Below are 14,969 nucleotides of genomic sequence, written 5' to 3'. Positions count from 1 at the left end.
CCTACAAACGGCATTATCTGTTTTGGTTGTCGCACTCCACTAACGCCAGCAATAACTGGCTTAGTGCCGCGTAAAAACCAAAGCTGTCATACTGATGGCAACGTGCCGCAAACTCTGGTAACCATTGTTGCAGCGCCGTCAGTACTTTTTGCCGCAAACTGTCGATTCTTCGCGCAGGAACGGTCCCCTCTCCCAGCGAAAAATGCAGATGACTCAACAACTCGAGATAGATCGCCAGATGATCTGCCGGTTCGTTGAAATTGCCGCTGGTTTCCATCCCTGCCTCAACTAACAAGCGTTTAATCTCTTGCTCGTCCTGTTTGTAGGCCGATGCATACGGCAGCGCCGCTTGTTTGTCGGTCATCAGAAACAGGCCGCAAAAGTCAGCGGCCAGTTCCAGACGGGCGTCGTCACGTACTGTCAGAGTGGCAATACGGTTTTCCAGCTCACTCACCGCCGCTGTGAGCGGCGGTTCGCTTTTTAGCAACGAAAACCATTCAGCCATCTGCGCACTGGCGATCTGCGTCAGTTGTTCATCGTCCAGCTCACGGGAGAACAACTGCGCCAGCCAGGCGTAGACACAGGCAATCTGTTGTGCTGTCAGCGTGGTCATGATTTCACCTGCGACGCGGGAACATATTCGCACTGCGCCACCATCTCAACGGGGCCATTAAACGCCGTCACCTGCTCCACTGTTCCGTTGTACTTCTCAATTTCCACCAGCGTGGTATGCGCACTGGTCGCCTGCGCCAGCTGCGAAGTACCGATGTCGATAGTCAACACGTTGGGGTTACCGTATTTGCACAGCGCACCAGGCTCACCGCCTTTATCTGGATCGTACCATGCCCCTTCGTGAATTCGTGCCACGCCGGGTGCATAGCGGTCAGAAACCACTGCTCCAGCCAACACCTGACCACGAGCGTTAAAGACGCGTACCACATCACCGTTACGAATACCGCGCGCACTGGCATCCTGCGGGCTAATAAATACTGGCTCTTTACCCGCGACCGTATATTGCTGACGCAGCGTTTCTGACTCACATAACTGCGAGTGAAGTCGGAAATCCGGATGCACAGATTGCAGATGCAACGGATACTTCTGCGAGCCGGGCCCACCGTGGGAGCGTTCGATTTTCTCAAACCACATCGGATGCCCCTGACAATCGTCGTAGTTCATGTCGGCAATGGTTTTTGAGTAGATCTCAATCAGGCCACTCGGCGTGCCTAGCGGTTCGAGATCCGGATCTTCCCGGAATGCCTGGTGGCGAACAAACATCTGCGGATGGTCAAACTCGACGTACTCTTTCTTATTCCAGAAGTCATCAAACGCTGGCAGATGAACACCGCGTCCTTTGCCCTGTTGTACACCTTCTTGCCAGATGCGTTTCAGCCAGCCCATTTCGTCCAGCCCTTCGGTAAAGGCTTCTTCACGATTAAAGCGACGGCACAGCTCACGGAAAATATCAAAGTCGTTGCGCGCCTCAAACTGCGGCGGCACCACCTGTTTCATGGCGATGATCCCACGGTTAGAGTGGTTACCGTACTGGTCGAGATCGTTACGCTCAAACTGCGTGGTCGCAGGCAGTACGATATCGGCAAAGCGGCAGGTTGAGGTCCACTGATTATCTATAGCGATAACCGTTTCCAGCTTGCGCCAGCCTTCGATAATGCGGTTGATCTGCTGATGACGATGGAACGGGTTAGTTCCGGCAAAAATACACATTTTCAGCGGTGGCAGTTTTACCGATTTACCATTCCAGTTGATCACTTTTCCCGGTTCGAGGATCGCATCGATAAAACGGGCAATCGGAATGGTGCTGCTGTAGCCTTTGTAATCACTGTTGTCGTGAACAGGCGGAATCGACGAAGAGCCGGAGAAACCACTCAGAATAACGCCTTTACGTCCCGGCGTGCCTGCGCCGTTATAGTGCCAGCCAAAACCAAAGCCACCACCTGGCAGGCCAATTTGCCCCAGCATCGCCGCCAGAACCACAATCATCCACGCCCACTGTTCACCGTGCTGCATACGCTGTACGCACCAACCAGCAATAATCTGCGTTCTGTTCGCCGCCATCTGCCGCGCCAGTCCACGAATGGTTTCGGCATCAATGCCAGTCAGTTTTTCAGCCCATGCGGCATCTTTCGGCTGACCGTCTTTCTCGCCCAGCAGATAGGGCAGGAACTGCTCAAAACCCACACAGTAGTTAGCGAGGAAGTTTTTGTCGTACAGGTTTTCGCTGTACAACGTATGCGCCAGCGCCAGTTGCAGCGGCACGTCAGTTTGCGGGTTAACCGCAATGTGCTTCACATGCTCGCGTCCCAGATACTCATGAGTGGATGTAACAACCGGATCGATGCTGATGACCTGAATTTCACCGGCGGCGACTTTCGCTTTCAACTGCGCGTAATATTCATAAACATCGTGATCCGGGCACCACCAGTTCGCTTGCTGGTTTTTCAGCAAATCGGAGCCCCACAGCACAATGGTTTTGCTGTTCTGCAATACCAGCGGCCAGGAGGTTTGCTGTTCATACACTTCCATTGAGCCAACTACACGCGGCAGGATCACCTGCGCAGCACCGGTCGAGTAATCCCCACCCGTACCAACGCTATTACCATGTAAGGCAATAGCTTTCGCCAACATCCCCGACGCGTTATGGAACATCCCCGTCGACTGCCAACCACTGGCGGTCAGCAAGGCACTCGGCCCGTGCGTTTTCTGCACACGTTCCAGCTCTTCATAGAACATGTCGAGGGCTTCATCCCAGCTCACGCGCACGAAGCGGTTATCACCGCGCAGGGAGGTGTCGCTGAGATGGCGCTTACGTAGCCAGTCCACGCGTACCATCGGATAACGAATACGCGCCGCGTTGTGTACGTGGTCCGGCAATCCGGCGATCATTTTCGACGGATATTTATCCAGTTCGAACGGTTTTGCGGCCACAAAGCGACCATCCTTCACCGTCGCGCGGATAGCCCCCCAGTGCGACCCGGTCAGAATGCCCTCTTTCGAGGTGACAGCCTCAGTCGCCGCTTGCGCCGCTGTCGCACGGCGCGGCGTTAACAGTGACGGTCCCAGCATCCCGGCGACAGTTAAGCCGCCGAGTTGTGCCAGAAAACGTCGACGTGATGCCTGAAAGAGATCGTTATTGTTCATTATTTTTCTTCCTTCTTATCGCCGTGAGCCTTACCTGCGGTGTCAGACGCATTCATTTGGAGATATTTCAACAAGGTGCGTTCTTCACGTTTATCGAGGCTGGTAAAGCCAATCATGCCGTTGAGCGTGCCGATCCAACCGTTAGCGTCAAAGTGAGAGATTTCCGGTGCGCCGTGGCATTGATTACAGGTGCCGTTGTACAGCGAATCCGCATAAGCCCAGATCGGTTTGATATCGTTCACCATGTCGCCTTTCTTCATCCACGCGGTGGCCTGCAATTTGCTCCACTCGGTATTGGTATCGGCAACGGTGGTTTTCTCCAGCGTTTTCACCTGCTGCTGAACATCGCCACGAATCGAGGCAACAAAGATGCGTTTGCCAGGGAACTGGGTGAGTACACGCTGACGTCCTGCGCTTTCCGTCCAGCCAGTGATTTCAATTTGCAGCCAGTCGCCGTCACGTTTAAGGACTTTCACTTCCGAAGCAGGCAGCAGAGAACCAGAGGCTTCTTTATCGCCTTTCGCCGCATAAATTGGCTTAATATCAATGGAGTACAGCGTATCACCACTATCATTTGCACTGGCGCGCAGCTCATCGAACTGCTTACGGAAGCCGCTACTCATATCCGGCAACTGGTGGGCAATACCTTTATGACAGTCGATGCAGGATTGATTATCTTTCGCTGCCACCTTCATCTGACGTGCCGCTTCAGGATGCTGCTTCGCATGATCCATCGCGTCGTAGTTATGGCAGGAGCGGCAGGTTGCCGAGTTGTTTTCTTTCATTCGCGCCCATTCACGCTCGGCAAGTTCCGCGCGTTTGGCTTCGAATTTCTCAGGTGTATCAATGGAGTGGGCAATAAAGGTCTGGTAGATGTCGTTGCTCGCTTCCAGTTTACGCTTCACCATGCCTGGAATATCCGGCGGGATATGGCAGTCATGGCATTCAGCTCGCACGCCGGAGGCGTTCTGGAAATGCACCGACTGTTTATATTCTTCATACACCGATTGCATACTGTGGCAACTGACACAAAATTCGGTTGTGCTGGTGACTTTGATACCCACGTGAGGTAACACAATCAGCGCAATGCCAATCACAATCCCAATAGCGACCAGCGCCAGTACCGACCAACGAGCACTGGGTCGGCGTAACGCGTTCCAGAGTTTCCGCATAATAGCCCCTGTAAAATTATGGTTTAGTGAAGCGATCTTAATGAGCAAATATGAACAGCGGCACTGGTCAGGATGAACGGCTTACGGCAGAATATGAACAGATATGAACAGAATGAGTAAAACTCTCTGATGCCACATCACATTGTTATTGTTGAAGATGAGCCGGTTACCCAGGCGCGATTACAAACCTACTTCACTCAGGAGGGGTATACCGTTTCCGTTACGGCGAGCGGTGCCGGGCTGCGTGAAATTATGCAAAACCAGCCAGTGGATTTAATTCTGCTGGATATCAATTTGCCCGATGAAAATGGCCTGATGTTAACCCGCGCCCTGCGGGAACGTTCGACGGTGGGTATTATTCTGGTTACCGGACGCAGCGATCGGATTGACCGTATTGTTGGGCTGGAAATGGGCGCAGACGATTACGTCACCAAACCGCTGGAACTGCGCGAACTGGTGGTACGGGTGAAAAATCTGCTCTGGCGAATCGACCTCGCGCGACAAGCTCAACCGCTCACTCAGGACAACTGCTATCGCTTTGCCGGTTATTGCCTGAATGTGTCGCGCCATACGCTGGAGCTTGATGGCGAACCGATTAAACTAACCCGCGCAGAGTATGAAATGTTGGTGGCATTTGTGACCAATCCGGGCGAAATTCTCAGCCGTGAACGTCTGCTGCGTATGCTTTCTGCGCGCCGGGTGGAAAATCCCGACCTGCGCACCGTCGATGTGTTAATTCGTCGTTTACGTCATAAACTCAGCGCGGATTTACTGGTGACACAACATGGCGAAGGTTATTTCTTAGCCGCTGATGTGTGCTGATAAAAATAGACCGAACGAAATCCCCCTGGTGACAGCGAGCGGCGGATATGTTCGCGATCGGCATTTTTCGGCGTCAGGACTAAAATCGGTGGGCTGACATTATCAGACACCGATTGTCCCTGTAATTGCCTGATCGCTTGCTCAACCGCCAGTTCCCCCTGCCAGACCATTTGATCGCTGGCAGCCATAATCACTCTTCCCCGCTTTAGTCCGCGATACACCTGATGTGAAAGATAAAATGACACCACGGTCAGCGGCGTTTTCAGGTTGCGCCCTTCACCCATTGCCGCCTCTGCCGCAATCGCCGTTCCGGCCACAACGTCGATTTCTGGATGGCGCTCCAACATCTCCTGCAACAGGTTACGCTGGATTTCAATATCGTTGTCGCCGAGCGCAATATCGACAATACGCACCGGGCTTCCGGCAATGGCGGCGCGGAAACCCTCTACCATCTCCTTACTGCCCCCGGCGTTATCGGGGCCGGGCATCAACAGCACGTTCAGTGGTTTTCCGTGACTCCATTGCACCAGATATCGCCCTGGTTGATAGCCCATCTGAAACCACGGCACACCAACGCGGCTTTTCACCTGGGGAGCATCAATAGCATTTACCAGTTCGATCACCGGCAGACTTGCTACCTGCTTTTGCAGGTCGGGAAATGACGTCGTGCTACTTCCGAGCAAAATGGCCTCTGCCCCCCACTGTTTGCACTGGTCGATTTGTGCTTGCTGGGTAGCCAACTGGCTGTAGCCGCCTGCCTCCAGCACTTTTAAATCCACACCGTAGCGGCGAGCAGCCTCCTGCATACCATAGTTCAACGATAACCAGTATGAATCTTTCAGGCTGGGATAAAGCGCGCACAGTTTCCATGCGCGTTTGGCTTTAAGCGGCATAGAGGCTTGCACCGTGAAATGCTGCGCATCATGCCAGCGCAACAAGTTATCAGCCGAAAATCCAGGCAACATGAAAAGGGAAAGAAGTAACAATAGCAGTACGCGCATGATAGCCTCATCAATAATAAGGCTTTATGCTAGATGCATTCCGCTTTGCGACTCAACCTTTTTCACCTTAAGTACACTGACCGTGAATTTAACCCTGACCCGAAGACTCTGGATGGGCTTTGCCCTGATGGCGCTGTTAACCCTGACCAGTACCCTGGTGGGATGGTACAACCTGCGCTTTATCAGCCAGGTGGAAAAAGACAATACTCAGGCATTGATTCCTACCATGAATATGGCGCGCCAGTTGAGCGAAGCCAGCGCCTGGGAACTTTTCGCCGCCCAGAACCTGACCAGTGCCGATAACGAAAAGATGTGGCAGGCGCAGGGGCGAATGCTCACCGCACAAAGCCTGAAGATTAACGCGTTGCTGCAAGCGTTACGGGAACAAGGTTTTGATACCACCGCTATTGAACAACAGGAGCAGGAGATCTCCCGTTCGTTACGTCAACAAGGGGAACTGGTGGGGCAGCGTTTGCAACTGCGCCAGCAACAACAGCAACTCAGCCAGCAGATAGTCGCTGCTGCCGATGAGATCGCACGCCTGGCGCAAGGTCAGGCGAATAATGCGGCGACCTCTGCCGGAGCGACCCAGGCCGGGATTTACGATTTGATCGAACAACATCAGCGTCAGGCCGCAGAAAACGCACTTGATCGGCTGATTGATATCGATCTTGAGTACGTTAACCAGATGAATGAACTGCGCCTTAGCGCCCTGCGCGTGCAGCAAATGGTGATGAATCTGGGGCTGGAACAGATCCAGAAAAATGCGCCAACGCTGGAACAGCAGCTCAATAATGCGGTGAAAATTCTGCAACGTCGGCAAATACGCATTGAAGATCCGGGAGTTCGTGCTCAGGTCGCAACAACGTTAACTTCCGTTAGCCAATATAGCGATTTGCTGGCGCTGTATCAGCAGGACAGTGAAATCAGCAATCACCTGCAAACTCTCGCCCAAAATAACATCGCCCAGTTCGCGCAGTTTAGTAGCGAAGTCAGTCAACTGGTCGACACCATTGAGCTGCGTAATCAGCATGGCCTGGCGCATCTGGAAAAAGCCAGTGCACGCGGGCAATACAGCCTGTTATTGCTGGGGATAGTTTCTCTTTGCGCACTGATTCTGATCCTCTGGCGCGTGGTTTATCGCTCAGTCACGCGTCCCCTTGCCGAACAAACGCAGGCGCTGCAACGACTGCTGGACGGTGATATCAACTCCCCTTTCCCGGAAACCGCTGGCGTGCGGGAGCTGGACACCATCGGGCGGCTGATGGATGCGTTTCGCAGCAGTGTTCATGCACTGAATCGCCACCGCGAACAGCTGGCGGCGCAGGTCAAAGCGCGTACAGCTGAATTGCAGGAGCTGGTGATAGAACACCGACAGGCACGGGCGGAAGCAGAAAAAGCCAGCCAGGCAAAATCGGCGTTTCTGGCGGCGATGAGCCATGAGATCCGCACACCGCTGTACGGTATTCTCGGCACCGCGCAACTGCTGGCGGATAATCCCGCACTTAATGCCCAGCGTGATGATTTGCGGGCAATTACTGACTCTGGTGAATCGTTGCTGACCATCCTTAACGACATTCTCGATTATTCGGCTATCGAAGCGGGTGGCAAGAATGTTTCGGTCAGCGATGAGCCCTTTGAACCGCGCCCGCTGCTGGAAAGTACCCTGCAATTAATGAGCGGACGGGTGAAAGGTCGTCCGATTCGCCTGGTAACTGAAATTGCCGACGATGTACCGACTGCGTTAATGGGCGATCCGCGGCGTATTCGTCAGGTTATAACCAACCTGTTGAGCAACGCCCTGCGTTTCACCGACGAAGGGCACATTATCCTGCGTAGTCGCACTGATGGCGAACAATGGCTGGTCGAAGTGGAAGACAGCGGCTGCGGTATTGATCCCTCGAAACTGGCTGAAATCTTCCAGCCATTTGTTCAGGTTAGCGGCAAACGCGGCGGCACCGGGCTGGGGCTGACTATCAGTAGCCGTCTGGCCCAGGCGATGGGCGGCGAACTCAGCGCCACCAGCACGCCGGAGGTTGGAAGCTGTTTTTGTTTACGCTTGCCGTTACGTATTGCCACGGCACCCGTGCCAAAAACAGTCAATCAGGCGGTGCATCTGGACGGTTTACGTTTGCTGTTAATTGAAGATAACCCGCTAACCCAGCGAATTACCGTTGAGATGCTGAACAACAGTGGTGCGCAGGTCGTTGCTGTTGGCAATGCCGCGCACGCGATAGAGACGTTGCAAAATAGCGAACCGTTTGCTGCCGCACTGGTGGATTTTGATCTGCCGGATATCGACGGTATTACCCTTGCCCGACAACTGGTACAGCAATATCCGTCGCTGGTTTTGATTGGCTTTAGCGCCCATGTCATCGACGAAACGTTGCGCCAGCGTACCAGTTCGCTATTTCACGGGATTATCCCTAAACCGGTGCCGCGTGAAGTACTCGGTCAGTTACTGGCGCACTATCTTCAACTGCAAGTCAATAACGATCAACCGCTGGATGTATCGCAACTCAATGAAGATGCTCAGTTGATGGGGACGGAGAAGATCCAGGAATGGCTGACATTATTTAAACAACATGCCCTGCCGCTTCTCGATGACATCGACATTGCCCGCGCCAGTCAGGAAAGCGAGAAAATAAAGCGTGCCGCACATCAGCTAAAAAGCAGTTGCTCGAGTCTGGGAATGCGTAGCGCCAGCCAGCTATGCGCACAACTGGAGCAGCAGCCATTATCTGCCCCCCTTCCACACGAAGAAATTACACGCAGTGTTGCCGCTCTGGAAGCATGGTTGAATAAGAAAGACCTGAACGCGATTTGAATCAATATCAGCCAGTTAAGAACAACTAGAATAGTGGCATTTGGCATGCAACTTAACGGACTGGCAAAATCATGGCAGAGAAAAGAAGAACCCGCTGGCAGCGGCGGCCAGGCACGACGGGCGGCAAATTACCGTGGAATGACTGGCGCAATGCCACGACCTGGCGTAAAGCGACGCAATTATTACTGTTGGCAATTAATATTTATATTGCCATCACGTTCTGGTATTGGGTGCGCTATTACGAAACGGCAGGTAGTACGACATTTGTCGCCAGGCCAGGAGGCATCGAAGGCTGGCTACCGATTGCCGGTCTGATGAATCTGAAATATAGCCTTGCAACAGGCCAGTTACCGTCCGTCCACGCCGCCGCGATGCTGTTATTGGTCGCTTTTATCGTCATCAGTCTATTACTAAAAAAGGCCTTTTGTTCATGGTTATGCCCGGTTGGTACGCTTTCTGAATTCATCGGCGATCTCGGTAACAAACTGTTTGGTCGGCAATTTGTCCTTCCCCGCTGTCTGGATATTCCTCTGCGCGGCGTGAAGTATTTGCTGTTGAGTTTTTTTCTCTATATCGCGTTATTGATGCCCGCTCAGGCTATTCACTATTTTATGTTGTCGCCCTACAGCGTGGTGATGGACGTTAAAATGCTCGATTTCTTTCGTCATATGGGGACCGCGACATTAATCAGCGTGACCGTTTTGCTGATTGTCAGTCTGTTTATTCGCCATGCCTGGTGTCGTTATCTTTGCCCATATGGCGCGCTGATGGGCGTGGTTTCGCTATTGTCGCCGTTTAAGATTCGTCGCAATGCCGAAAGTTGTATCGACTGTGGCAAATGCGCAAAAAATTGCCCATCGCGGATCCCGGTCGATAAATTAATTCAGGTACGAACCGTGGAATGTACCGGTTGTATGACTTGCGTAGAGTCATGTCCGGTAGCCTCAACATTGACCTTTTCACTGCAAAAACCTGCGGCAAATAAAAAAGCCTTTGCGTTGTCTGGCTGGTTAATGACGCTACTGGTTCTGGGGATTATGTTTGCGGTGATTGGTTACGCAATGTATGCGGGAGTATGGCAAAGCCCGGTGCCGGAGGAATTGTACCGACGCTTAATTCCGCAAGCGCCAATGATTGGTCACTAAATTAGCAACAAGCGGAACATCACCTCGCACGGGGTGATGTTCACAAAATCACATTATTTTGATTTTGACATCATAGCTTTCAAGCCCGGTCATTTTTTCTCGTGCGGTGAAGCGAATTTCAGAGACTTCTTTCCCTGTATTCTTGTTCAGCTCGGCGATTTTTTGCGCGATAAAGTCAGCGATTTCCGTTTCGGCTTGTTTTTTTAACTCTTCAATATTCACTGTTAACCTCTTCTGGTCTTAAAAGACAGCAACACGCCAGTAAGGTGTTGGTTCCCGGTCCCCTGGTCAGGTAAGAAATGTTATAAGCCATCTCCCCGAAAGATTCAATAATCAACAGGTTATCGCTTACTATACATACAGCGTTGAAGAAAAATAAGGCAGATATAAAAAAGGCTCCACGAGGGAGCCTGATCTTATTTTGTGAAATCCAGCGGCGCATGGTCAGTGCGTATTTGCAGCGCGACGTTATCAAAGGTGATCATCGTCGATTTACAAAAAATACACTTTGCCCCTAAAGGATTTCGCTCCGTCACATCGAATGCCGATGTGCGGTACTGTGAACCATGACAACATGGACAGCGGAAATGGAGATGTTGAGTAATAACGGCAACCTTAGAGCGTAACAACGTTCGCTGCCGCGGGACCACGTTGCCCCTGCTCAATAGAAAATTCAACTTTCTGATTTTCGTTCAGCGTGCGGAATTCATTGCTCTGGATGGCAGTGAAATGGACGAAAACGTCTTTGCTGCCATCATCAGGAGTGATAAAGCCAAAACCTTTATCTGCGTTAAACCATTTTACTAAACCAGTCATTTTATTAGACATATTTTACTTCCTTCATTTTGGGCCTTTCGGCAAACAGGGCTTTAATACAGAAACTACTTAGTGTTCAGGAGAGAGACTCAAAAGAAGGGGATAATGCCTGATAATGAGAACTGCTTTAGTAAACTACTTTGTATGCTGTCTGTCTTTCAAACCGACGCAGCTATTAACGCATGATAATTGAGATTAAGCAAATTTTATTTTAGCCGTCCGGCGGTCTTAAATATCGCTGGCTTTATTTTATTAACCCCGTATAGTGCAGCGCAGTATTTTCAGTAAGGAATTTGTTTGTCCCGTAAAATGACAGGAATTGTCAAAACCTTTGATCGCAAAAGCGGCAAAGGATTCATTATCCCCTCCGACGGTCGTAAAGAAGTCCAGGTCCATATTTCCGCATTCACTCCCCGCGATGCAGAAGTGCTTATACCAGGATTACGCGTGGAATTTTGCCGCGTAAATGGCCTGCGTGGACCAACAGCGGCAAATGTTTATCTCTCTTAATATGACGCTGCTTGTTTAAAACTGACTGGTTTTATTGGAATAGATTAATAGTCAACACTACACATTATAACGCAAGTTACTTTTTCATCAAGAAACTAATACATTTGACCGAATATCTCTGTACCTAATAGTTATAAACGCCACTTAACAGTCGGTTATAGTACCATTTGAAACTATATTACCAACAATAGTTAATAGCTTTCTCAACAATTTTCTTATCTTTAATTTATATTTTTCTAAGATTTATCTTATGCCCACGAGTCGTATTTCCAGAGGGAAATCGTTAACAATCCTATATTTCCCTCTGCGCGCCTTTCCTACCCGCAGTATATAGTGCAAGCGGTATGAGGAAAGGGAGATTTCACAAGGATGTTATACTCAAAGTAGATAATTCTGATCTCAAGCGTACGTATTGTCCATGCGATGAATAAAGGAAAAGTTATGAAACACAAGTTTTCTGCAATCCTTATGGCCTTCATGTTGACGACGCCAGCTGCGTTTGCTGCACCAGAAGCAGCAAACGGGACCGAGGCAACGACGGGTACTACTGGCACCACAACGACCACTACTGGTGCCACTACGACTGCTGCTACCACCGGTGGCGTAGCTGCTGGCGCGGTCGGCACAGCGACTGTTGTCGGTGTGGCAACGGCTGTTGGTGTGGCGACGTTGGCAGTTGTTGCAGCAAATGACAGTGGCGATGGCGGTTCTCATAACACCTCAACCACCACGTCCACTACGCGCTAATACCACTTTAACGCGTCGAAATTAAAGTTAAATGATACCCGGTTGCGATATTCGTACCGGGCTTTAGAGATTTGCATTTTTTTAATTAACCTTTCAAGGATTAAAGGTGCGCCCTCTTATTTTATCAATTTTCGCACTATTTCTTGCGGGATGTACGCACAGCCAGCAAAGTATGGTCGATACATTTCGCGCCAGCCTATTCGATAATCAGGATATCACCGTAGCGGATCAGCAGATCCAGGCGTTGCCTTATTCCACGATGTATTTACGCCTTAATGAAGGGCAACGAATCTTTGTGGTACTGGGATATATAGAACAAGAACAAAGCAAATGGTTATCCCAGGATAACGCCATGCTGGTTACCCACAATGGACGTCTTTTAAAAACCGTCAAACTTAATAATAATCTGCTGGAAGTGACAAATTCCGGGCAGGACCCTCTGCGTAACGCGCTGGCAATAAAAGACGGCAGCCGCTGGACGCGCGATATTCTCTGGAGTGAAGACAATCATTTTCGCTCTGCGACCCTGAGTTCCACTTTTTCCTTTGCTGGATTAGAGACGCTGAATATTGCGGGTCGCGATGTGCTGTGTAATGTCTGGCAGGAAGAGGTGACTTCCACGCTGCCAGAAAAACAGTGGCAAAACACATTCTGGGTCGATTCGGCTACTGGCCAGGTTCGTCAAAGTCGGCAAATGTTAGGCGCAGGGGTTATTCCCGTAGAAATGACGTTTCTTAAACCCGCACCATGAATAAATTACTGTCGTATTTCATTGCCAGCGTACTTTACGTAATGACACCCCATGCCTTTGCGCAAGGAACGGTGACTATTTATCTGCCTGGCGAACAACAGCCCCTTTCCGTTGGCCCCGTGGAGAATGTTGTCCAGTTGGTGACACAACCGCAACTGCGCGATCGCCTCTGGTGGCCTGGAGTCTTGCTGACCGACTCCGCGGCGAAAGCTAAAGCGCTTAAAGACTACCAACATGTCATGGCACAGCTTGCTTCCTGGGAAGTAGAAGCTGACGACGATGTGACGGCAACGATTAAATCCGTGCGCCAGCAGTTACTCAATCTCAATATCACTGGTCGCTTACCAGTCAAACTGGACCCTGATTTTGTGCGAGTGGATGAGAACAGCAATCCCCCGCTGGTCGGGGACTATACGCTCTATACCGTACAGCGCCCAGTGACTATTACTCTGCTGGGTGCGGTTTCTGGGGCTGGGCAATTGCCCTGGCTGGCAGGCCGTAGCGTTACCGATTATCTGCAAGATCACACCCGTCTTGCAGGCGCGGACAAGAATAACGTTATGGTGATTACGCCTGAGGGTGAGACTGTCGTCGCCCCTGTTGCCCTGTGGAATAAAAGACATGTGGAACCACCGCCTGGCAGCCAGCTTTGGTTGGGCTTTTCTGCGCATGTACTGCCCGAAAAATATGCTGATTTAAATGACCAGATTGTGTCTGTTTTAACGCAACGTGTTCCTGACTGATGAAGAAGAACTCTTATCTTTTAAGCTGCCTGGCCATTGCCGTCTCCAGTGCCTGTCATGCTGAAGTATTCACCTACCCGGATCCACTGGGGTCGTCGCAATCAGACTTTGGCGGCACAGGATTGTTGCAGATGCCAAATGCGCGCATCGCACCGGAAGGTGAATTCAGCGTCAACTACCGGGATAACGATCAATACCGTTTCTACTCCACGTCCGTGGCGCTGTTCCCATGGCTGGAAGGCACCATTCGTTATACGGATGTGCGCACACGCAAATATAGCCAGTGAGAAGATTTCAGCGGCGATCAGTCATACAAAGACAAATCTTTCGATTTTAAACTTCGCCTGTGGGAAGAAGGTTACTGGCTACCGCAAGTGGCGTTTGGTAAACGTGATATTGCTGGTACGGGTCTGTTTGACGGTGAATATCTGGTGGCCAGCAAGCAAGCGGGGCCATTTGATTTCACCCTCGGGATGGCGTGGGGCTACGCCGGTAATGCGGGCAATATTACCAACCCGTTTTGCCGGGTGAGCGATAAATATTGTCATCGTGCAGAGTCTCACGATGCGGGAGATATCAGCTTTAGCGATATCTTTCGTGGTCCGGCGTCCATCTTTGGCGGCATTGAGTATCAAACGCCGTGGAATCCTCTGCGTCTGAAACTCGAATACGACGGCAACAATTACCAGAATGATTTTGCGGGCAAATTGCCGCAGGCAAGTCATTTCAATTTCGGTGCTGTGTATCGTGCTGCCAGCTGGGCAGATCTTAACCTTAGCTACGAGCGCGGTAACACATTGATGTTTGGCTTCACATTACGGACCAATTTCAACGATCTGCGCCCTGCCCTGCGCGATACGCCAAAACCGGCGTATCAACCTGCGCCGGAATCTGAAGGATTGCAGTACACCACAGTAGCGAACCAACTTACCGCGTTGAAGTATAACGCGGGCTTTGACGCGCCAGAAATTCAGCTGCGCGATAAGACGCTATATATGTCTGGTCAGCAATACAAATACCGTGACTCTCGTGAAGCGGTCGATCGTGCCAACCGGATTCTGGTGAATAACCTGCCGCAAGGCGTTGAGAAGATTAGCGTGACGCAAAAGCGCGAGCATATGGCGATGGTGACGACCGAAACCGACGTAGCCAGCCTGCGCAAACAGCTCGCCGGTACCGCGCCTGGTAAAGCAGAGCCACTGCAACAACAACGTGTTGAAGCTGAAGATCTTTCTGCCTTTGGTCGGGGCTACCGTATTCGTGAAGATTGAACCGCCCC

The 14,969-nt window shown here is 51.1% G+C and carries 15 protein-coding genes and 1 pseudogene; 8 read left to right on the top strand and 8 right to left on the bottom strand.

Annotated features, from left to right (window positions below; genetic code table 11):
• Positions 1-13: 13 nt before the first annotated feature.
• From torD to torC, 3 genes are read right to left on the bottom strand one after another with little or no spacing between them, the layout of a single operon-like run.
• The gene (gene torD / locus QUE34_RS06195; RefSeq protein WP_000209911.1) at positions 14-613 is read right to left on the bottom strand and encodes a molecular chaperone TorD; all 600 of its coding nucleotides are present in this window, start codon (positions 611-613) and stop codon (positions 14-16) included.
• The gene (gene torA / locus QUE34_RS06190) at positions 610-3,156 is read right to left on the bottom strand and encodes a trimethylamine-N-oxide reductase TorA (protein ID WP_103253238.1); all 2,547 of its coding nucleotides are present in this window, start codon (positions 3,154-3,156) and stop codon (positions 610-612) included. The genes torD and torA overlap by 4 nt, the downstream gene beginning before the upstream one ends.
• Positions 3,156-4,328, bottom strand: a complete 1,173-nt coding sequence (torC, locus tag QUE34_RS06185; RefSeq protein ID WP_032302826.1) for a pentaheme c-type cytochrome TorC — start codon at positions 4,326-4,328, stop codon at positions 3,156-3,158. Before torC ends, torA begins: the two co-directional genes overlap by 1 nt.
• 129 nt (positions 4,329-4,457) lie before the next feature.
• Between torC and torR the strand changes: the two genes are divergently transcribed.
• On the top strand, positions 4,458-5,150 hold the full coding sequence (torR, locus tag QUE34_RS06180; RefSeq protein WP_001120131.1) for a two-component system response regulator TorR: 693 nt from the start codon (positions 4,458-4,460) through the stop codon (positions 5,148-5,150).
• On the opposite strand, the gene torT is transcribed toward torR, so the two are convergent.
• Positions 5,123-6,151: a TMAO reductase system periplasmic protein TorT gene (torT, locus tag QUE34_RS06175; protein WP_103253239.1), complete on the bottom strand. Its 1,029-nt coding sequence runs from the start codon at positions 6,149-6,151 to the stop codon at positions 5,123-5,125. The two genes, torR and torT, sit on opposite strands and share 28 nt — an antisense overlap.
• A gap of 82 nt (positions 6,152-6,233) precedes the next feature.
• On the opposite strand from torT, the gene torS reads away from it, so the two are divergent.
• Positions 6,234-8,978 carry a TMAO reductase system sensor histidine kinase/response regulator TorS gene (torS, locus tag QUE34_RS06170; protein WP_103253240.1) on the top strand — a complete coding sequence of 915 codons (2,745 nt, stop codon included), beginning with the start codon at positions 6,234-6,236 and terminating at the stop codon, positions 8,976-8,978.
• Between the two features lie 71 nt (positions 8,979-9,049).
• Positions 9,050-10,123: a 4Fe-4S binding protein gene (locus QUE34_RS06165; RefSeq protein ID WP_103253241.1), complete on the top strand. Its 1,074-nt coding sequence runs from the start codon at positions 9,050-9,052 to the stop codon at positions 10,121-10,123.
• A 48-nt stretch (positions 10,124-10,171) separates the two neighbouring features.
• Here QUE34_RS06165 and QUE34_RS06160 read toward each other — a convergent pair whose 3' ends face one another.
• From QUE34_RS06160 to cspG, 4 genes are read right to left on the bottom strand one after another with little or no spacing between them, the layout of a single operon-like run.
• Positions 10,172-10,345 carry a GnsA/GnsB family addiction module toxin gene (locus tag QUE34_RS06160; RefSeq protein WP_001019197.1) on the bottom strand — a complete coding sequence of 58 codons (174 nt, stop codon included), beginning with the start codon at positions 10,343-10,345 and terminating at the stop codon, positions 10,172-10,174.
• Positions 10,335-10,565 carry a protein YmcE gene (gene ymcE / locus QUE34_RS06155; protein ID WP_103253243.1) on the bottom strand — a complete coding sequence of 77 codons (231 nt, stop codon included), beginning with the start codon at positions 10,563-10,565 and terminating at the stop codon, positions 10,335-10,337. Before ymcE ends, QUE34_RS06160 begins: the two co-directional genes overlap by 11 nt.
• Positions 10,540-10,728 (bottom strand): cold shock small protein YmcF, encoded by a 189-nt coding sequence (gene ymcF, locus QUE34_RS06150; RefSeq protein WP_071524879.1) that lies wholly within the window; start codon positions 10,726-10,728, stop codon positions 10,540-10,542. Before ymcF ends, ymcE begins: the two co-directional genes overlap by 26 nt.
• 10 nt (positions 10,729-10,738) lie before the next feature.
• A complete protein-coding gene (cspG, locus tag QUE34_RS06145; protein WP_000066490.1) occupies positions 10,739-10,951 on the bottom strand; it encodes a cold shock protein CspG in 213 nt (70 codons plus the stop codon).
• A gap of 285 nt (positions 10,952-11,236) precedes the next feature.
• Here cspG and cspH point away from each other — a divergent pair, with 285 nt between their 5' ends.
• From cspH to QUE34_RS06120, 5 genes and pseudogenes are all read left to right on the top strand, one after another.
• Entirely contained in the window at positions 11,237-11,449 is a 213-nt protein-coding gene (gene cspH, locus QUE34_RS06140; protein ID WP_000087763.1) for a cold shock-like protein CspH, read from the top strand.
• 441 nt (positions 11,450-11,890) lie between these two features.
• Positions 11,891-12,196, top strand: a complete 306-nt coding sequence (locus tag QUE34_RS06135; RefSeq protein ID WP_103253245.1) for a hypothetical protein — start codon at positions 11,891-11,893, stop codon at positions 12,194-12,196.
• A 106-nt stretch (positions 12,197-12,302) separates the two neighbouring features.
• A complete protein-coding gene (gene gfcB, locus QUE34_RS06130) occupies positions 12,303-12,947 on the top strand; it encodes a lipoprotein GfcB (RefSeq protein ID WP_001316256.1) in 645 nt (214 codons plus the stop codon).
• Positions 12,944-13,690: a capsule biosynthesis GfcC family protein gene (locus QUE34_RS06125; protein ID WP_105268726.1), complete on the top strand. Its 747-nt coding sequence runs from the start codon at positions 12,944-12,946 to the stop codon at positions 13,688-13,690. Before gfcB ends, QUE34_RS06125 begins: the two co-directional genes overlap by 4 nt.
• Positions 13,690-14,958 (top strand): annotated as a pseudogene (locus tag QUE34_RS06120) (YjbH domain-containing protein); the annotation flags it as partial. The gene QUE34_RS06125 and the pseudogene QUE34_RS06120, both read left to right, overlap by 1 nt.
• Positions 14,959-14,969 lie beyond the last annotated feature (11 nt).

The sequence above is a fragment of the Escherichia sp. KS167_9B genome (assembly GCF_030295215.1).
Taxonomy (GTDB): Bacteria; Pseudomonadota; Gammaproteobacteria; order Enterobacterales; family Enterobacteriaceae; genus Escherichia; species Escherichia coli_F.
The sequence above is the reverse complement of the archived record's forward strand: the minus strand, read 5'-3'. Positions and strand labels throughout refer to the sequence as shown.